This window comes from Glacieibacterium arshaanense (assembly GCF_004681125.1).
GTDB lineage: Bacteria > Pseudomonadota > Alphaproteobacteria > Sphingomonadales > Sphingomonadaceae > Polymorphobacter_A > Polymorphobacter_A arshaanense.
On sequence record NZ_SIHO01000002.1, the window covers coordinates 479,148 to 497,235 of the forward strand.

At 66.0% G+C, this 18,088-nt stretch carries 17 protein-coding genes; 13 read left to right on the forward strand and 4 right to left on the reverse strand.

Annotated features, from left to right (window positions below; all coding sequences use genetic code 11):
• The first annotated feature begins 1 nt into the window (after position 1).
• Entirely contained in the window at positions 2–358 is a 357-nt protein-coding gene (locus EUV02_RS08525; RefSeq protein ID WP_243445830.1) for a DUF983 domain-containing protein, read from the forward strand.
• On the forward strand, positions 345–998 hold the full coding sequence (locus EUV02_RS08530; protein ID WP_135245822.1) for an SURF1 family protein: 654 nt from the start codon (positions 345–347) through the stop codon (positions 996–998). Before EUV02_RS08525 ends, EUV02_RS08530 begins: the two co-directional genes overlap by 14 nt.
• Position 999: 1 nt before the next feature.
• Here EUV02_RS08530 and EUV02_RS08535 read toward each other — a convergent pair whose 3' ends face one another.
• Entirely contained in the window at positions 1,000–1,374 is a 375-nt protein-coding gene (locus tag EUV02_RS08535; RefSeq protein WP_243445831.1) for a VOC family protein, read from the reverse strand.
• Between the two features lie 76 nt (positions 1,375–1,450).
• Between EUV02_RS08535 and thrC the strand changes: the two genes are divergently transcribed.
• The 4 genes from thrC to EUV02_RS08555 are packed head-to-tail and all read left to right on the forward strand — an operon-like array spanning position 1,451 to position 6,089.
• Positions 1,451–2,854, forward strand: a complete 1,404-nt coding sequence (gene thrC / locus EUV02_RS08540; protein WP_135245824.1) for a threonine synthase — start codon at positions 1,451–1,453, stop codon at positions 2,852–2,854.
• On the forward strand, positions 2,851–4,089 hold the full coding sequence (locus EUV02_RS08545; protein WP_135245825.1) for a M16 family metallopeptidase: 1,239 nt from the start codon (positions 2,851–2,853) through the stop codon (positions 4,087–4,089). Before thrC ends, EUV02_RS08545 begins: the two co-directional genes overlap by 4 nt.
• Entirely contained in the window at positions 4,089–4,958 is an 870-nt protein-coding gene (locus tag EUV02_RS08550) for a class I SAM-dependent methyltransferase (protein WP_135246454.1), read from the forward strand. Before EUV02_RS08545 ends, EUV02_RS08550 begins: the two co-directional genes overlap by 1 nt.
• A 51-nt stretch (positions 4,959–5,009) precedes the next feature.
• The gene (locus EUV02_RS08555) at positions 5,010–6,089 is read left to right on the forward strand and encodes a GGDEF domain-containing protein (RefSeq protein WP_135245826.1); all 1,080 of its coding nucleotides are present in this window, start codon (positions 5,010–5,012) and stop codon (positions 6,087–6,089) included.
• A gap of 134 nt (positions 6,090–6,223) precedes the next feature.
• On the opposite strand, the gene EUV02_RS08560 is transcribed toward EUV02_RS08555, so the two are convergent.
• The gene (locus EUV02_RS08560) at positions 6,224–8,023 is read right to left on the reverse strand and encodes a M23 family metallopeptidase (RefSeq protein WP_135245827.1); all 1,800 of its coding nucleotides are present in this window, start codon (positions 8,021–8,023) and stop codon (positions 6,224–6,226) included.
• 349 nt (positions 8,024–8,372) lie between these two features.
• On the opposite strand from EUV02_RS08560, the gene EUV02_RS08565 reads away from it, so the two are divergent.
• From EUV02_RS08565 to EUV02_RS08580, 4 genes are all read left to right on the forward strand, one after another.
• The gene (locus EUV02_RS08565; RefSeq protein ID WP_243445832.1) at positions 8,373–10,898 is read left to right on the forward strand and encodes a helicase-related protein; all 2,526 of its coding nucleotides are present in this window, start codon (positions 8,373–8,375) and stop codon (positions 10,896–10,898) included.
• A 19-nt stretch (positions 10,899–10,917) separates the two neighbouring features.
• Complete coding sequence (locus EUV02_RS08570) at positions 10,918–11,202, forward strand: S4 domain-containing protein (RefSeq protein ID WP_166430534.1); 285 nt, start codon at positions 10,918–10,920, stop codon at positions 11,200–11,202.
• A gap of 102 nt (positions 11,203–11,304) precedes the next feature.
• Complete coding sequence (gene fdxA, locus EUV02_RS08575) at positions 11,305–11,640, forward strand: ferredoxin FdxA (protein WP_135245829.1); 336 nt, start codon at positions 11,305–11,307, stop codon at positions 11,638–11,640.
• A gap of 319 nt (positions 11,641–11,959) precedes the next feature.
• On the forward strand, positions 11,960–12,460 hold the full coding sequence (locus EUV02_RS08580; protein ID WP_135245830.1) for a CarD family transcriptional regulator: 501 nt from the start codon (positions 11,960–11,962) through the stop codon (positions 12,458–12,460).
• Between the two features lie 72 nt (positions 12,461–12,532).
• Here the strand turns inward: EUV02_RS08580 and EUV02_RS08585 are convergent, their stop codons facing one another.
• A complete protein-coding gene (locus tag EUV02_RS08585) occupies positions 12,533–13,174 on the reverse strand; it encodes a DUF4136 domain-containing protein (RefSeq protein ID WP_135245831.1) in 642 nt (213 codons plus the stop codon).
• A 157-nt stretch (positions 13,175–13,331) separates the two neighbouring features.
• Between EUV02_RS08585 and EUV02_RS08590 the strand changes: the two genes are divergently transcribed.
• Together EUV02_RS08590 and EUV02_RS08595 are read left to right on the forward strand one after the other, a co-directional pair.
• Complete coding sequence (locus EUV02_RS08590; RefSeq protein WP_135245832.1) at positions 13,332–14,030, forward strand: GIN domain-containing protein; 699 nt, start codon at positions 13,332–13,334, stop codon at positions 14,028–14,030.
• Positions 14,031–14,098: 68 nt separating this feature from the next.
• Positions 14,099–14,788 (forward strand): head GIN domain-containing protein, encoded by a 690-nt coding sequence (locus EUV02_RS08595; protein WP_135245833.1) that lies wholly within the window; start codon positions 14,099–14,101, stop codon positions 14,786–14,788.
• A 5-nt stretch (positions 14,789–14,793) separates the two neighbouring features.
• On the opposite strand, the gene mgtE is transcribed toward EUV02_RS08595, so the two are convergent.
• Positions 14,794–16,206 carry a magnesium transporter gene (gene mgtE, locus EUV02_RS08600; protein WP_135245834.1) on the reverse strand — a complete coding sequence of 471 codons (1,413 nt, stop codon included), beginning with the start codon at positions 16,204–16,206 and terminating at the stop codon, positions 14,794–14,796.
• 206 nt (positions 16,207–16,412) lie between these two features.
• On the opposite strand from mgtE, the gene ccoN reads away from it, so the two are divergent.
• Entirely contained in the window at positions 16,413–18,077 is a 1,665-nt protein-coding gene (gene ccoN / locus EUV02_RS08605) for a cytochrome-c oxidase, cbb3-type subunit I (protein WP_135245835.1), read from the forward strand.
• Positions 18,078–18,088 lie beyond the last annotated feature (11 nt).

Consider the following 18,088-nt stretch of genomic DNA (forward strand, 5'->3'; position numbering starts at 1 on the left):
GTTGCTCACTGCGCTGCGCGGCGGATGCCCGCGCTGCGGCGAGGCCGGGCTGTTCAGCGGCGTAGTGACCTTCGCGCCGCGCTGCCGGCATTGCGGGCTGGATTTTGCCAGCTTCAATGTCGGTGACGGCGCGGCGTCGTTCCTGATCTTCATCGTCGGCGGCATCATCCTCGGCCTCGCGCTGTGGCTTGAGCTGTCGTTTGCGCCGCCGATCTGGCTTCACGCGCTGTTGTGGATTCCGCTCGCTACCGGGCTGACGCTCGGGCTGCTGCGGCTTGCCAAGGCGATATTGATCGCGATGGAATACCGCCACGAAGCCGCCGCCGCTCTCAGTGAAGCGAACGATGGCCCAGACTGAGCCTCAGCCGCCTGAGACCCGCCGCAGCGGCCTGCCGCTCGGCGCCACGCTGATGACGTTGGTGATGGTGCCAGTGTTGATCTGGCTCGGCATCTGGCAACTTCATCGCCGCGAATGGAAAGCCCACCTGAACGCTGAGCTTGCCGCAGCGCCGTCCATGCCGGTGCTCGATGCCGCCGGGCTAAACGCCGCGCGCGACGGGGCAAAATCTTTGCTCTACCGCCGCGCCAGCGTTCATTGTGCACCAGGCAGTATCGCGCCGTATGACATCAAGGGCGGCGACAGCGCCGACGGCCAATCGGGTTATCTGCTGCTCGTCAACTGCACGCCCGCCGACATCAAGCCGGCGTTCGTCGTCGTGGCGGGCTGGTCGCAGCGCCCCGATACGCTGACAAAGCTCAATGTCGACACGACCTTTGACGGGCTGATCATCGAACGCCCCTACGGCAAGGACGCCAGCCGCCCGCGCTTCATGCTGATACCCAAGCAGTCCGTGCCGCCGCTGGCACCGTCGCGCGTGCCGACACCCGGCGACCTGCCCGACAATCACCTGTCGTACGCGATCCAGTGGTTCGGCTTCGCGCTGGTGCTGCTGACGATCTTCGGCATCTACGTGCGGCGCTGGCGCCGCGGCGACTAACTCAGCTGTTCGCGCTGTGGCAAACCGCTTGCAGTTTGTTGCCATCGAGGTCGCGGACATACGCGCCGTAATAGTTTGGGTGGTAGTGCGGCCGCAGCCCCGGGGCACCTTCGTCGCTGCCGCCGTTGGCAAGTGCCGCCGTATGAAAATGGTCAACCGTCGCGCGGTCGCGCGCGATGAACGCGCAGTGCGTGCCATTGCCGACACTGGCTGGCGCCTGATCGAACGGCGTGACAACAAACAGTTTGGGACCGGCGACGTCGGGGCCATACGCCAGTGCACCCTGCATCGGGAACAATTGCCGGTAGCCCAGCGTCGCCATGACGGCGTCATAGAATGGAGTCGCGCGCGCCAGATCATTGGTTCCCAGGGTCACATGGCTGAACATGGTTGGCTTGCCTTCCCTCAGAAACTTGCCGCGCCGTCGCTGCATCGCTAAGGCTCCTCGCCTTATGGAATATATCAGCACGCGCGGCACCGCGCCTATTCTTGATTTCGAAGCTACGACGCTCGCCGGCCTGGCGAGCGATGGCGGGCTTTACCTGCCGACCCACTGGCCGCAGCTGTCGCGTGACGAGATCGCCGACCTCGCCGGGCTCGACTATGTCGAAACCGCGGTGCGCGTCTGTCGCGGCTTTGTCGGTAATGCATTGACCGAAGACGAGCTGCGCGCGCTGTTCGCGCAGGCCTATGGTAGCTTCGCGCATGCTGCGGTGACGCCGCTGGTGCAGCTCGATAGCCGCCACTGGCTGCTTGAGCTGTTCCACGGGCCGACGCTGGCGTTCAAGGACGTTGCGATGCAGGCGCTTGGGCTGCTGTTCGAAAAGTTCCTGTCGCGCCGTGACCAACATCTGACGATCATCGGCGCGACCAGCGGCGACACCGGATCGGCGGCGATTGCGGCACTGGCCGGTCGCGCCAGCCTCGATGTGTTCATGCTCCACCCCGAAGGCCGGGTGTCCGACGTCCAGCGCCGCCAGATGACCACAGTGATGGCGCCCAATATCCACAACATCGCGGTGCAGGGCAATTTTGACGACGCGCAGGCGCTGGTCAAGGCGATGTTCAACGATCCGGCGTTCGCCGGCCGCTTCAACCTGTCGGCGGTCAATTCGATCAACTGGGCGCGGCTGATGCTGCAGACGGTGTATTATTTCTACGCTGCTGTGCGGCTTGGGGCGCCGGGCGTGAAGGTCAATTTCGCGGTGCCGACGGGCAATTTCGGCGATGTGTTCGCCGGCTATGTCGCCGCCCAGATGGGCCTGCCGATCGGCCGGCTGATCGTGGCGACCAACGTCAACGACATTCTGGCGCGCGCGCTCGCCAATGGCGACTATTCGGTCGGCCATGTCGAACCGACCGCGGCGCCGTCGATGGACATCCAGGTCAGCTCGAACTTCGAACGGCTGCTGTTCGACCTGTACGGCCGCGACGCTGCCGCGCTGACCGCCGCGATGCAGGGTTTCGAAGCCGACAAGAAGCTCGTCATTCCGCCCGCCGCGCTGCAACGCGCCGGCAACTGGTTCGACAGTCACCGTGTCGATGCCGACGAAATGGCGCTGACCTTGCGCTGGGCCTATGCCGAATGCGGCGAGCTGATCGATCCGCACACCGCGATCGGTCTAGCGGCGGGGCGCGCCTTTGCGGCGGACATCAACGGCCCGGTGGTGACGCTGGCGACCGCGCATCCGGCGAAGTTCCGCGACGCCGTCGAACGCGCTGCCGGCGTGCGCCCGACGATGCCGACGCGGGTTTCGGGGCTGTTCGACCGCGAAGAACGCTACGACGTGCTGCCCGCCGAACTCGGCGCGGTCGAGGCTTTCATCGCGGCGCGTGCGGTGGCCCGAACCGCATGAGCACCAGGCTGACCACGCTGCCTAACGGGCTTCGTATCGTCTCGACGACGATGTCGATGGTCGAAACGGTGGCGGTCGGGTTGCACGTCGATACCGGCTCGCGACATGAGACCGCGCAGGTCAACGGCATCGCGCATTTGTTCGAGCACATGGCGTTCAAGGGCACCGCGACGCGCAGTGCCCGCGCCATCGCCGAAGCCGTCGAGGATGTCGGTGGCTCACTAAACGCCTATACCGCGCGCGACATGACGGTGTTTCACGCGCGGCTGCTCGCCGAGGATCTGGCACTCGGCATCGACCTGATTGCCGATCTGGTGCGTGCGCCGGCGTTCGACGAAGCCGAGCTTGAACGTGAACGCCAGGTCGTGTTGCAGGAACTCGGCGAAGCCCGCGATACCCCCGACGACATTGTCTTCGACCATCTGCAGGAAGCCGCATTTCCCGACCAGCCGCTCGGCCGCTCGATCCTCGGCAGCGAGGACAGCATCGCCGGGCTCGACGCGGCGATGCTGCGCGACTGGCTGGCGACACATTATCTGGCGGGCTCCTGCGTCATTTCCGCCGCCGGCAAGGTCGATCACGATGCGCTGGTGGCGCTGGTCGCGGCGCGCTTTGGCGACTTGCCTGCCGGCACGCGACCGTTGGCGGTACCCGGGCGCTTTGCCGGTGATGTCCGCCACGACGCGCGCAAGTTCGAACAAGCGCATCTGACGCTCGGCTACCTTGCGCCCGGCCATGACGACGCCGACCATGATGCGGCGTTGCTGTTCGCCACCGCAGCCGGCGGCGGCATGTCATCGCGGCTGTTCCAGGAACTGCGCGAAGCACGCGGGCTGGCCTACAGCATCTACGCCAGCACCACGCCCTATGCCGAAACCGGGCTGTTTTCGGTCTATCTGGCGACCGCCAAGCGCGACGCCGCGCGCGCCATTGCACTGAGCGAAACCGTGCTCGCGCAATGTGCGGCCGGGCTTGAACCCGCCGAACTGTCGCGCGCCCGCGCGCAGGTGCGTGCCGGGCTGCTGATGGCGCTCGAAGGCCCCGCGGGCCAAGCCGAGTATCTGGCGCGGCAGTTGCTGCTGCGCGGCCGCATCGTGCCACCTGCCGAAGTCATTGCGCGGCTCGACGCCTGTGATGTCGATATGGTGCGCGCGGCGGGTGCACGACTGCTCGCCGGGCCGGTGGCACGCGCCAGCGTCGGCGCCGCCGCCCCGCGTGTGCGGAAAGCCGCGTGATGGAGCTGTCACTGCTCGTCACGCAAGCCTGGGACGACTATGGCCTGATCGACAGCGGCCATGGCCGCAAGCTCGAGCGCTACGGCCCCTACCGCTTCATCCGGCCCGAGCCGCAGGCGATGTGGACGCCCGCGAGCCTCGACTGGCAGGCGCACGGCGAATTCGTCGGCGGCTCCGAAGAGGATGGCGGCGGGCGCTGGAACCTCGACGCGAAGGTGCCGCAAAGCTGGCCGCTGTCGCGCGGCCCGCTGAAGTTCTGGGCGGCGAACACCAATTTCCGCCATCTGGCGTTCTTCCCCGACATGGCGGTGCACTGGGACTGGATGGCCGGGCGGCTGAGTCAGGGCAAGGACGTGCTCAACCTGTTCGGCTACACCGGCGTCGGCACGCTGGCGTGCGCGGCGGCGGGCGCCAATGTCACGCATGTCGATGCCTCGAAAAAGGCGATGGCGTCGGCGGTCGAGAACGCGCGGCTGAGCGGGCTCGGCGACCGCGCAGTGCGCTGGCTGGTTGACGACGCGCTCAAGTTCATGCGGCGCGAGGTGCGGCGCGGCAAGCGCTACGACGGCATCATCCTCGACCCGCCCAAATATGGCCGCGGTCCCGACGGCGAGATCTGGGAACTCTACCGCGACCTGCCCGAACTGGTGGCGCTGGCACGGTCGCTGCTCGACGCGAACTCGTCGTTCCTGGTGCTGACGGTCTATGCCATCCGCATGTCGGCGGTCGCCATCGGCGAGCTGGTGGCCGAGGTTTTCGCGCCACTCGGCGGTCATATCGAGGTCGGCGAAATGGCGATTGCCGAAGAAGCGCGTGGACGTTTACTGCCGACGGCGATTTTTGTGCGCTGGACAGCCGCGCAGGCATAAAGCCATAGGGGCCCAGCGCCGTTATTCGACCCAGAGCTTCAAGGGGTCGAAATGGAACAGTCGCCAGCCGCCACAACCGGTGCCACCACCGCCGACGACCGCCTTGCCGGCGCACTCGGCCACCCGCAACTGCTGTTGTTCGACCGGCTGCGCGACCTGCTGGTGCAGACCGGCTTGCCGCCCGAGCCCGATGTCTATGACCTGTTCTGGCGCTACCTTGGCGGCCTGGAGCATGCGATTTCCCGCGCGCTCGATGAAGCACTGGCAGCCGGGCCAATCGACATGGCAGCGGTCAAGCAACTGCGCCGCGACCATTGTGGCGAATCCGACGCCAGCGCTATCGCGCAACTCGTCGAAACCGCACGCGAACAGACCGACCGGTTGAGCCAGCATCTGCGTGACGGCCAGGCTGACCTCGCCATCTATGGCCGCGCGATTGCCGACGGCGATGCCGCACTCAACGGGGCGCGCGCACCGGCCACCGCCGGCGAACTTGCCGCGCTGATCCAGCCACTCGGTGCCGCCACCACGGTTATGGTCGCCGCCAACCGCCGCATGGAGACCGAGCTCGAAGCCGCCGCCGCCGAAACCGCAGCGCTGCGCGACCAGCTCCGCAAGGCCGAAAACGCCGCCGTGACTGACGCGCTGACCGGCCTGCTCAACCGCCGCGGCCTTATCGAGGCGCTATCGAACGCCCAGATGCACGCCGCCGACGCGCAGCAGGACCTATCGGTGGCGATGGTCGACATCGATCATTTCAAGAACATCAACGACCAACGGGGCCATGCGCTCGGCGACGAAGTGCTGCGCTTCGTCGGCCAGCATCTGGCGCTCGGCGTCGGCGAAACCGGCACCGTCGGGCGCCTCGGCGGCGAGGAGTTCGTCGCTTTCCTGCCCGGCATGAAGCTCGACGCGGCAATGGCAACCATCGACCGGCTGCGCGGCGCACTCGCCGGTCAGATCATCCGCCGCACCGCCGACGGCGCCAGCATGGGACGCATCACCTTCTCCGCCGGTGTTTCAATCAACCACCCCGATGACACCCCCGACAGCGTCATCGCCCGCGCCGACAGCGCGCTCTACACCGCCAAGCGGCTGGGCCGCGACCGCGTAATTCCCGACCGAAACTGAGTGAGGGCCTCCGGCGGGCAGGGCCTTAGGCCCTGCACCCATATGCTGCCGGTGTTGTAGCAACCGAGGCCGTTGGTGTGTCACGGGCAACAATCGGGTGCAGGCCTCAGGCCTGCCCGCCGGAGGCTCTTGAATTAATGCCCGGCCTTCGCCTTGGTCTTGCTCGCGGTCTTGGCCTTCGAAGTAGATTTTGCCTTGGTCGCGCCCTTCGACTTGGCCGCCGGTTTGGCCTTGGTGGACTTCGCCTTTGCGGTTTTCGACGATGGCTTGGCCTTGGCCGTCTTGGCGCTGTCCTTCTTGGTCACCTTGGCCTTGGCGGGGGCTTTGGCTTTCGCGGGTGCCTTGGCGACGGGCTTTTCCTTGACCGGCGGTGCGGCGACCGGCGGTTCTTCCTCAACCGGCGTGGCGCGCGTCAGGTTGGTTTGCATCGGCGCGGCGTCGCCGTCATCGATCGAGCCGGCGGGGTGCAGGTTGCGCATTGATGCAAGCTTGGCCTTGAACTGGCCCATGTCGCTGCCGCCGAGTTGCGTGCCCCCGGTGAACTTGATCGACATTGGGTTGACCGGCACATTGTTGACCCAGACTTCGTAGTGCAGGTGCGGGCCCGTCGACAGCCCGGTCGAGCCGACATAGCCGATGACCTGCCCCTGCGCGACCTGCTGGCCGATTTTAACGGCGAAGCGGCTGAGGTGCGCGTAGGCCGTCGCCAGCCCGGGGCGATGCAGGATCATGATGTAGTTGCCGTGCCCGCCGTGCGGGCCGGCGAGTATGACCTTGCCGCCGGCCGCCGCCATGATTGGCGACCCATAGGCGGCGCCGAAATCGGTGCCCTGATGCAGGCGCGAATAGCTCAGGATCGGGTGGAAACGCATGCCGAAGCCCGATGTCTGTCGCGCGCCTTCGACGGGTGTTCGCATCAGCCCCTTGCGCGCACTTTCGCCATTGGCGCGGTAGAACTGACCCGCACCGCTGCCCCAGCGCAGCAATTCGACCTTGTCGCCCTTTGCCGGCGTCAGCGCCGCGTAGATCAGCCCGCCGGTTTCGGTTTCACCGGTTTCGGCGCGGCGGTGCTCGAGCACCATGTCATAGCGGTCTTTTTTGCCGACCTGGCGCTGCATGTCGATGACATAGCCCATCGCCTGAATGTAATCGGCGACCGCCTTGGCGGGGACACCGGCGCTGCGCGCGGCGCGTGCCAGCCCGCTGCCGACCGTGCCGGAAATGCGCAGCGGCGTGTTGTCGACAGCGATCGGGATGCGTTTGAGCACCAGCTCGCCGGCTTCGTTGCGCAGCACTTCGATGCGCAGGTCGAACGCGGCGCGGTAGCCCAGCTTATCGAGCGGGCGCGGTACCGACTTGGTCTCGCGGCGGCCAAGCACGAGATCGATCGCGGTGCCCGGCTTGACGGCGCGGCCGCCGACGAGCCGGTTGACGGTGGCGGCATCGGCCTCGCCGACACCGGCGCGGCGCAACGCGCGCGCCAGGCTTTCGCCGCCGCGGACGCGCGCGGTGGCTTCGATGCGTGGTCGTTCGGGGGCTTCGGCGAGTGCCTCTACCATGCGCGTCGGCGGTACGTAGCGCCCGGTCGCGGCGCCGAGCGCCAGCGGGCCGATGGCATCGGGCGCGGCGTCTTCGACCTGGCTGGCGGTATAGGGCGCGCGCGCCGGCACCGGCAGCGGGGCGACGCTAAAGCCGCCGCGCAGCGCCAGCGCGCACAGCAAGGTTATGGTGGCAGCGCCAAGCCACCAGTCGCGGGTGCCGATACGGTGGCCGAGGTCGACGCGCAGATCGACGTCGCGCAAATTGCTGAGATCGAAGCGGCTGACATCGACGCCGAGCTTGTCGATGCCGAAGCGGCGTAGCCGCGCGGCCCAGCCATCGCTCGCGTTGCGCGCAAATTGGGGCGAGGCACTGCCTGCCGGCGTGGCTGTCACCGTGTCAAACTCTCGCACCCCCGGCTCGTACAAAACCCCGTCTCCGCCGTTTTCCCCCGACTGCGGCGAAACCTGTCCAAGCATGGGGGTCAAGTCAACCGCACCAGCACCCGGAAGCGGCCGGATTGCGATGAAGCGAGTGTCTTTATATGGTCACTTGAATCGTGAGTCAGAGTATGTAAGCTACTACATGTAGATTCTGCCTTGTATTGGACGCGATGCCACGACGCAGCTTCCTCAGGCTTTCGGCCCGCCACTGCCCGGGTCCACCCCATAGGGCAGGGACGTGAGCGGCGCTTTTGCCTTCAAACGTCCGCCGGTTGCGACCCCGGCACCCCATGGCAGTCGGTTGACTGCCGTCCTTGGCCCCACCAACACCGGCAAGACCCACCTCGCCATCGAGCGCATGTGCGGCCACGCCAGCGGCATGATCGGCTTCCCGCTGCGGCTGCTGGCGCGCGAGGTTTATGATCGCGTCGTCGCGATCAAGGGCGCGAGCCAAGTCGCGCTGATTACCGGCGAGGAAAAGATCGTGCCGGAGGGCGCGCGCTATTTCCTGTGCACGGTTGAATCGATGCCCAACGACCGCGACGTCGCCTTCGTCGCGATCGACGAAGCGCAGGTCGGCGCCGACCCCGAACGTGGCCATGTCTTCACCGACCGGCTGCTGCACGCACGTGGCTATGCCGAAACGATGATCCTCGGCTCCGAAACGCTGCGGCCGCTGATCCGGCGCTTGCTGCCCGACTTCGAAATCATCACGCGGCCGCGGTTTTCGACTTTGACCTACACGCCGCCGCGCAAGCTGTCGCGACTGCCAAAGCGCTCGGTGATCGTCGCCTTCACCGCAGCGCAGGTCTATGCGCTCGCCGAAATGCTGCGGCGCCAGATGGGCGGCGCGGCGGTGGTGATGGGCAGCCTGTCCCCGCGCACCCGCAACGCCCAGGTCGCGATGTACCAGTCGGGCGAGGTTGATTACCTCGTCGCCACCGATGCCATCGGCATGGGGCTCAACATGGACATCGCGCATGTCGCGTTCGCGTCGCTGGCCAAGTTCGACGGTCGCCGCCAGCGCCGGCTGACGCCCGCTGAAATGGCGCAGATCGCCGGCCGCGCCGGGCGCTACCAGCGCGACGGGACCTTCGGCATCGTCCAGTTGGGCGGCGAGGGCGCCGCCGCGTTCGAGCCCGAGGAAATCGAGCGCATCGAAGGCCATCATTTCGCGCCGCTGTCGCATTTGGTGTGGCGCAACGCCGCGCTCGATTTCAGCTCGATGCCCAAGCTGGTCGCGACGCTCGAGGCACGGCCGCCGGTGGGCGAACTGGTGCGCGGCGATGAAGCCGTCGACCTTGGCGTGCTCAAGCGGCTGGCGGGCGAGCCCTGGGCGATGGAGCGTGCCCACGGCGTGCGGTCGGGGATGAGCCGGCTCTGGGCGGCCTGCAGCCTGCCCGACTACCGCAAGACCGGCGCCGAGGCGCATGCGCGGCTGGTCGGCCGGGTCTTCCGGCACCTGACCGAAGGCGACGGCAAGCTGCCGTCGGGCTGGATCGGCAGCGAAGTCGCGGCGCTCGACAGCGTCGCGGGCGATATCGCCTCGATTGCCGACCGCATCGCCGGTGTGCGGACCTGGACTTATATCGCCAACCGCCCCGGCTGGCTCGGCGATGCCGCGCACTGGGCCGAGCGGACGCGTGACCTTGAAAACCGATTGTCGGACGCGCTGCACACCGCGCTGACGCAGCGCTTTGTCGATCGCCGCACGGGGTTGCTGCTACGCGACCTCAAGATGCGCGGTGGCGCGCTGCGTGTTGCTGTTGATGATGACGGTACCGTCGCGGTCGAAGGCGAGCCGATCGGCAAGCTGAACGGCTTCCGCTTCGCCGCCGACCCGAGCGCGCGCGCCAGCGAAAAGCGGCTGCTGCTTGCCGCCGCCGAACGTCATTTGCCCGCCGAATTCTCCCGCCGTGCTGCCGCGCTGGTGGCGTCGGCGGACAGCGCGTTCGAACTGGTGTTCAACGGCACGCTGCCGCCCGCCATCACCTGGAACGGTGCGCGCGTCGCCAGCCTGCACGCCGGGCGCGACACGCTCAACCCGCGCATCGAAGTCGATGCCGATGTCGCGAGCAAGCGCCCCGAGGACCGCGCGCGCATCGCCGCACGGCTCAAGGCCTGGGTCGCGGCTGTGCGGTCGCGCCACCTCGCGCCGCTGATGCAGTTGGCGGGGCTGACGCCGCAGTTTTCGCCCGCCGCGCGCGGGCTGGTCGTGCAACTGGTCGAAACCATGGGCTGCCTGCGCCGTGATGCGGTGGCGGCACAAATCGCCGCGCTGACCAGTGGTGACCGGCGCTTGCTGGCGCAATGCCGCGTCCGGCTCGGCTTCGCACATGTGTTCATCGACCAGCTATTGCGCCCCGAGCCGACGCGCTGGCGGCTGGCGCTATGGGCGGTGGCGCAGCGCAGCGCGCTCGGGCTCGACGCCCTGCCGCCGCCACCGGCGCCGGGCCGCGTCACCATCGATGTCGGCACCGATGTGGTGCCGGGCTTCTACGACGTCGCGGGATTCATGAGCGTCGGCGCACAGGCGGTGCGCATCGACATGGTCGACCGGCTGGCGCGCGCCGTCCACGGCATCCGCGATGGCCGCGCGCCGTTCGTCCCCGATGCCACCTGGGTGGCGAGCATCGGCCTGCGGCCCGACGGTTTCGTCCGGCTGATGCGCGGGCTCGGTTACCGGCTGCGCTCGGTCGATGGTAACCAGGCGTTTGCCTGGGGCGGGGCGCGGACGCCGCGCACCGCCCCGGCACCCGTGCCGCCACCGAGCTTTTCGCCCTTCGCCAAACTGGCGGATCACCCCGCGCGCAGCGCCGCGCATTAAGCAGAAAGGAACCCCCCACTTGGTCTATGGTCAGGGATTGCGGATCGACAAATGGTTGTGGTTTGCACGTCTGACGAAATCGCGAAGCGCCGCGCAGCATTTGTGCGAAAGCCGCTATCTGCGCCTCGACGGGCGTGTCATCGACCGCGCTTCGGCGCTGGTCCGGGCCGGATCGGTGGTCAGTTTCCCGCACAATGACGAAGTGGTGGTGGTGCGTGTCGAGGGGCTGGCCGATGCCCGCCGGCCCTATGTCGAGGCGAGCCGGCTCTATACCGACCTGCGCCAGACTGCCGCGGCGGGCTGAAGCGCCGAAAGGCTGCAAAAGCCCGATTGCCCCATTGACGGCGGCTATCGCGCACGTCTAGCAATTGGCCAACGATAGCCTAACCCAACGGGGGATTTGACGATGACGTACGTGGTCACTGAAGCTTGCATCAAGTGCAAGTATATGGATTGCGTCGAGGTCTGCCCGGTCGACTGCTTCTACGAAGGCGAGAACATGCTCGTCATCAATCCCAATGAATGCATCGATTGCGGCGTCTGCGAACCCGAATGCCCGGCCGAAGCCATTCTGCCCGATACCGAATCAGGCCTTGAAAAGTGGCTCGAACTCAACGCCAGCCTGTCGGCGAGCTGGCCCAACATTACCGTCAAGGGCGAGACGCCCGCTGATGCCGATGCCTTCAAGGGCGTCGACGGCAAGTTCGAGAAGTTCTTCTCCGACAAGCCCGGCGAGGGCTGAGTCCGTCGCGGGCTGCCCCGCGCAATGCTGTAGTTCGTGCGCACACCCCGGTCGGGCCACCACCGGTAGCAGTGCCGTGCCATATAAGCATGGAATTAGAGTCATTTTTCTGTTACATAGCGCCTGCGATAACATTTTCGCAGATTCGTTCGGCCGACCGATTGCCCGACCTGCAGGCGATCAGACAGCCAGATTTGACGCTAATTGTTGCAAGGACGGGCAGGAATTCCAACGACCTGATTTGCCGGCCACCCGTTTTGGGCGGGGCATGGCGCTTCGCGGTCGAGGATCTCTGCCCACAACGAAAGGACTTCCCCGAATGGCCACCACTGTGCTCAGCTTCGTTGTCGGCGACTATGTCGTATATCCCAAGCATGGCGTCGGCCGGGTGGTCGAGGTTCAAAGCTCTGAAATCGCCGGTACGCAGCTCGAACTTTATGTTTTGCGGTTCGAAAAAGAGCGCATGACCCTGCGTGTCCCGACCAACAAGGCCGAAGGCGTCGGCATGCGCAAGCTGTCGAGCCAGGCAACGCTGACCGAAGCGTTGACGACGCTCAAGGGCAAGCCGCGCATCAAGCGCACGATGTGGTCGCGCCGCGCGCAGGAATATGAAGCCAAGATCAACTCGGGCGACCTCGTTTCGATCGCCGAAGTGGTGCGCGATCTGCACCGTGCCGAAGACCAGCCCGAACAGAGCTATTCGGAACGCCAGATCTACGAAGCCGCCATCGGCCGCCTGGCGCGCGAACTCGCGGCGATGGAAAACATCGACGAGCCGGCAGCGCAGCTCAAGATCGAACAGGTTCTCAAGGCCGCCTGAGCCTTTCGACCTGCACAAAAAAAGACCCCCGGCAGCACGCGCTGCCGGGGGTTTTGTTTTGGGTTGGTGGCGCTACTTCTTCGCGGGTGTCGCGGGCATGCCGCCGGCGTTGGGCAGTGACTGGACGACGCGTGCCGCGATGGCATCTAGGCTGGCCTGCGTCGCGGTATTGGCGGTAACGCGGTTCTTGTAGAGCGCGCGCCATTCGAGCGTTTCGGTCTTGCCGGCCATGATATCGAGCATCAGGCCGCCTTCGGTGTAGTTGATCTGCGTCACCGACGTCTGCGGCGGGCCGTAATAGCCCCAGCCCCAGCCGCCGCCGCAACCAAAGCTCCCGCACATCATCGGGCCACCGCCATAATAGCCGCCCGGCGTCGACTGGACATCGAGCTGGCTCTTCTGCTGCACGCCGACGCGGTAGGCGAGCACCAGATCGGCGGTCGCAGCGTCCGACACCTGCTGGTAGCCTTTGGCGGCCATCGCGGTGTTGAATGCCTGTTCGACGCGCTGACGGAAAATCGGATTGTCGATGCCCGGATACATTTCCTGCTGCGTCGACGGCGCGACAGTCTTCCACGCAAAGGTAGTGCCGACGACGGGCGTCGGCTCGGCGAGCACGGTCACCGACGAATAATCGGTCGGCCCGCAGCTGGCGAGACCGGTAGCGAGCACGACGCCGAGCGCCGCTGTCGAGAGAATGTTTTTGAGACGCATGGCTTGACCTTCCCCGTGAACCAACGGGCGACATGTCCGTTATTGGCATGGCGGCGTCAAGTCCAATGCCGCCCCCGGCGCGATGCCGCTTCGTTTGGGCGACATGTTCGTGTAACAGCAATTTGGGCCAAAATAGACATCCCGGAATGGAGCGCGAATGACGGGCAAGCGGACGGCAATCCGGGCGGCACTGGTGTTGCAACTATGCTGTGGCGCAGCAGCGCTGTCGGCTGCCGAACGCAGCTTTCCCGTCGGGCGCTTCGACAGTATTCGCCTGACCGATATCACGGCAGTGGACATCGTCACCGGCGAGGCCGTGGGCGTGACCGCGCAAGGCGAGCGCGCCGAGCTCGACCGGCTGGTGGTCAGCGACGAGGGCGGCATCCTCGATGTCGCGCCGCAACTGCGCGGCGGGCTGAGCGCCGGCGCGGCGCGGGTGAGGCTGCGCATCACCGTGCCGATGATTAACCATGTGGCGCTGCGCGGTGCCGGCGCTGTCAGCATCAACCGCGTTGCAGCGCCGGGCTTTACCGCAGCGCTCGCCGGACCGGGGCGCATCGATATCGCAGCCATCGACGTGCAGGCGGCGAGTTTCACGACGGCAGGTTCGGGCTCGATTGTTGCCGCTGGCCGCTGCCGCGATGCCAAGGCGGCATCGACGGGCTCGGGCGATATCGACATCGCGCGGCTGCGCTGCGCAACGTTGGTCGCGGAAACCGCCGGCTCGGGCGACATCCGCGGCTTTGCCACGACCAGCGCCAAGGTGACGATCACCGGCGGCGGCAATGTCGGCGTCAGCGGCGGCGCGCGCTGCACGGTATCGGCGATCGGCAGCGGCAAGGCGAACTGCGGCTGAACTTTTACGCTGGACAGGTGGCGGAACGAGTGTATTATTCAGACAATACGCTCATTCAGGAGATCGCCATGTCGAACGCTTCGAAAATCGCTCTGGTCGCCGCCTTGCTGCTCGGCAGCGCCGCGCACGCCGACCAACGCAGCTTCCCGGTTGGCAGCTTTGACAAGTTGGCGAGCAGCGGCTCGGCCGACATCACCGTCACCACCGGCAAGACTCCGAGCGTCAGCGTCGAGGCGTCGAAGGACACGCTCGACCGCATGGACATCCGCGTTGACGGCAGCACGCTGCGCATCGGCATGAAAAAGAGCGGCTGGGGCGTCCATTGGGACAGCGGCAAGATCAAGGTCGCGGTCACCGTGCCGATGCTGCGCAGCGTCGACCTGTCGGGGTCGGGGTCGATACTCGTCAACCAGATCAAGGTGCCCGAATTCACTGCCGGCATTTCGGGATCGGGCGAGGGACGCTTCCCGTCGGTCGATGCCGGCACCGTCCGGCTGTCGATTGCGGGGTCGGGCGATGTCGATGCCGCCGGCCGCTGCGGCGCCGCGCATGTCGATATTGCCGGCTCGGGCGATGTCCGCATCGGCAAGCTGCAATGCACCAGCCTGAACGCCTCGATCGCCGGTTCGGGCGATATCGACGCCTATGCCACGACCAGCGCCGATGTCTCGATTGCCGGCTCGGGCGATGCCCGCATCCACGGCGGTGCCAAGTGCAAGGTCAGCAAGGCCGGCAGCGGCACGGTAACCTGCGGTTGATCCCGTCAGCCGGGCGTTGACGTCAGCCCGAACAGCGCCGCGAGGCCGAGGAACGAGAAGAAGCCCATGACGTCGGTCATGGTGGTGACGAACACTGTCGACGTCACCGCCGGATCGATTTCAAAGCGTTCGAGCACCAGCGGCACGATGACGCCCGACAGCCCGGCGACCAGACTGTTGATGGCCATCGCGGCGAACAGCACGAGGCTCAGCCCGGTATCGTGATAGACGAGCTGGCAGGCGATCCCCATCAGGATGCCGAAGCCCAGCCCGTTGGCGCAGGCGATCGCCAGTTCGCGGCCGATCATGCGCAGCGAGTTCGACGAGGTCAGCTGGTTGGTGGCGAGCGCGCGCACCGTGACGGTCATCGTCTGTGTTGCTGCGTTGCCGCCCATGCCGGCGACAATCGGCATCAGCACCGCCAGCGTCACCAGTTTGGCGATGGTCGATTCAAACGCCGCAACGACGCTCGACGCGAGGATGGCGGTGCCGAGGTTGATCAGCAGCCACCACATCCGCACCGGAATCGTCTTGCGCAGCGGCTCGTTGATGTCGCCGTCGCCGGCGCCGGCGAGGCGCAGCACGTCCTGGCTGGCCTCGTCCTGAATGATGTGGACGATGTCATCGACGGTGATGACGCCGACAAGGCGCCCGACAGGGTCCACTACGGCGGCCGAAATCAGCGCGTATTTCTGGAAGCGGAACGCGACTTCTTCCTGATCGAGGTCGACCGGGATCAGCGACTGTTCGCGCTGCATGACATCGGCGACGGCGATCGACCGCGGCGTCGTCAGCACCCATGACAACCGCATCGTGCCGATCGGCTTGTGGCCGGGATCGACAACGAAGATTTCCCAAAAATCGCTGGCGAGGTCGGGCGCCAGCCCGAGAAAGTCGATGACTTGGCCGATGCTCCAGTGTTCGGGCACTGCGACCAACTCGCGCTGCATCAGGCGGCCGGCGGATTCCTCGGGGTAGCTCAGCGCCTCTTCGATCGCGGCGCGGTCGTCGGGGTCGAGTGCGCGCAACACCTCGCGCTGTTCGTCGGGGTCGAGCTCCTCGACGATCGACACCGCGTCATCGGTATCGAGTTCGCTGACGACATCAGCGACCTGGCTAGCGCTGAGCACATCGAGCAGCGCCTCGCGGACCCAGTCGTTCATTTCGGCGATGACGTCGGCGTCGAGCGTGTCGCCGAGCGCTTCGGCGAGCGGTTGGCGGTAGGTGGCGGGAATCAGTTCGAACAGGTCGGCGATGTCGGCAGGGTGCAGCGGTGCCGCGAGCGCGCGCGCGCCGTCGCTGTCATCGGCTTCGAGTGCCGCGACAACATCGTCGACGAAGTCGCGCCGAAGACGGTTGTCTTCGAGCACCTCGCGCGTCGCCGGCACCATGCCTGCTTCTGGAACCAAATCAGCCATTAGGCCTTATAGCGGTACGGCGCGCAGTTGCCAGCGCCGAGCCACAGACGAAGCGGGCCGAAAACGCGTCGGGGGCATACAGCACAGGCGCGCATGCGGACCCGGCCAATAGGGGAAATCCCGTATATCGCGCTTGCGAAATGACAGGCATTGACGGACTATCTGAAGCGCATTCACGTCAGCACTGCAAACGGGGGCCTAGGCCAATGAGTGGATTAGTGGTCAAGTCGGCGGGATGGTTCTTCCTGTCGCTGCTCGCATTGATTGCGATGGCATTTGCCGCCGATAGCGGCTTCGCGGTGCACATGCTGATCGTCGCGATTGCGGCATTCCTCGCCGCGGTGGTGACGCTGCGCAGCGCCGATGTCTACGGCATCGCCAACGGCATCCTCAAATCTCCGGCCGACCAGACGAAATACGACGACGACCCGATCCGCTGGGGTGTCATCGCCACGGTGTTCTGGGGCCTCGCGGGCTTCCTCGCCGGGCTCTACATCGCCTGCCAACTGGCATTCCCGGCGCTCAACCTCGGCTTTGAATATACGACGTTCGGGCGGCTGCGGCCGCTGCACACGTCGGCGGTCATCTTCGCGTTCGGCGGCAATGCGCTGATCGCCACCAGTTTTTACATCGTCCAGCGCACCTGCCGCGCCCGTCTGGCCTTCCCCGGCCTCGCGCGCTTCGTGTTCTGGGGCTACCAGCTGTTCATCGTGCTTGCCGCGACCGGCTATCTGATGGGCATCACCGAGGCCAAGGAATATGCCGAGCCCGAATGGTATGTCGATATCTGGCTGACCATCGTCTGGGTGTCGTACCTTGCGGTGTTCGTCGGCACGCTGGTCAAGCGCCGCGAACCGCACATCTATGTCGCCAACTGGTTCTTCCTGGCGTTCATCATTACCGTCGCGATGCTGCACCTCGTCAACAATCTGGCGGTGCCGGCCTATTACCTCGGCTCAAAGTCCTACTCGGCGTTCGCCGGTGTGCAGGATGCGCTGACGCAGTGGTGGTACGGCCATAACGCCGTGGGCTTCTTCCTGACCGCGGGCTTCCTCGGCATGATGTATTATTTCGTGCCCAAGCAGGCCGAGCGCCCGGTTTACAGCTACCGGCTGTCGATCATCCACTTCTGGTCGCTGATCTTCCTGTACATCTGGGCGGGTCCGCATCACCTCCACTATACCGCGCTGCCCGACTGGGCGCAGACGCTGGGCATGGTGTTCTCGATCATGCTGTGGATGCCGTCATGGGGCGGCATGATCAACGGCCTGATGACGCTCAACGGCGCCTGGGAGAAGATCCGCACCGACCCGATCATCCGCATGATGGTGCTGGCGCTGGCCTTCTACGGCATGAGCACCTTCGAAGGCCCGATGATGTCGATCAAGACGGTCAACAGCCTGTCGCATTACACCGACTGGACGATCGGCCATGTCCACTCGGGCGCGCTCGGTTGGAACGGCATGATCACCTTCGCGGCACTCTACTACCTGACGCCGCGCCTGTGGAACCGCCAGCGCATGTACAGCCTGCGCATGATCAACTGGCACTTCTGGCTCGCGACGCTGGGCATCGTGCTCTACGCCTCGGCGATGTGGGTGGCGGGTATCATGCAGGGCCTGATGTGGCGCGAATATGGGGCCGACGGCTACCTCGTCTACTCGTTCGTCGAAGTCGTCCACGCGATGTTCCCGATGTACGTCATTCGCGCCACCGGCGGGCTGCTCTACCTCAGCGGCGCATTGGTCATGACCTACAACATCTGGATGACCATCGCCGGCAAGCTGCGCGACGAGGCGCCGATGACCGAGACGCCGTATGATGCGGCGACCGATCGTCCGCTCGCCCCCACCGCCGCGCCAGCCGAATAAGGAGCCCTGAC

Coding starts and splice junctions, on each gene's coding strand:
- fdxA (WP_135245829.1), top strand. CDS start 11,305: ATGACGTACGTGGTCACTGAAGCTTGCATCAAGTGCAAGTATATGGAT.
- EUV02_RS08595 (WP_135245833.1), top strand. CDS start 14,099: ATGTCGAACGCTTCGAAAATCGCTCTGGTCGCCGCCTTGCTGCTCGGC.
- mgtE (WP_135245834.1), bottom strand. CDS start 16,206: ATGGCTGATTTGGTTCCAGAAGCAGGCATGGTGCCGGCGACGCGCGAG.
- EUV02_RS08555 (WP_135245826.1), top strand. CDS start 5,010: ATGGAACAGTCGCCAGCCGCCACAACCGGTGCCACCACCGCCGACGAC.
- EUV02_RS08545 (WP_135245825.1), top strand. CDS start 2,851: ATGAGCACCAGGCTGACCACGCTGCCTAACGGGCTTCGTATCGTCTCG.
- EUV02_RS08580 (WP_135245830.1), top strand. CDS start 11,960: ATGGCCACCACTGTGCTCAGCTTCGTTGTCGGCGACTATGTCGTATAT.
- EUV02_RS08590 (WP_135245832.1), top strand. CDS start 13,332: ATGACGGGCAAGCGGACGGCAATCCGGGCGGCACTGGTGTTGCAACTA.
- EUV02_RS08550 (WP_135246454.1), top strand. CDS start 4,089: ATGGAGCTGTCACTGCTCGTCACGCAAGCCTGGGACGACTATGGCCTG.
- thrC (WP_135245824.1), top strand. CDS start 1,451: ATGGAATATATCAGCACGCGCGGCACCGCGCCTATTCTTGATTTCGAA.
- EUV02_RS08530 (WP_135245822.1), top strand. CDS start 345: ATGGCCCAGACTGAGCCTCAGCCGCCTGAGACCCGCCGCAGCGGCCTG.
- EUV02_RS08585 (WP_135245831.1), bottom strand. CDS start 13,174: ATGCGTCTCAAAAACATTCTCTCGACAGCGGCGCTCGGCGTCGTGCTC.
- ccoN (WP_135245835.1), top strand. CDS start 16,413: ATGAGTGGATTAGTGGTCAAGTCGGCGGGATGGTTCTTCCTGTCGCTG.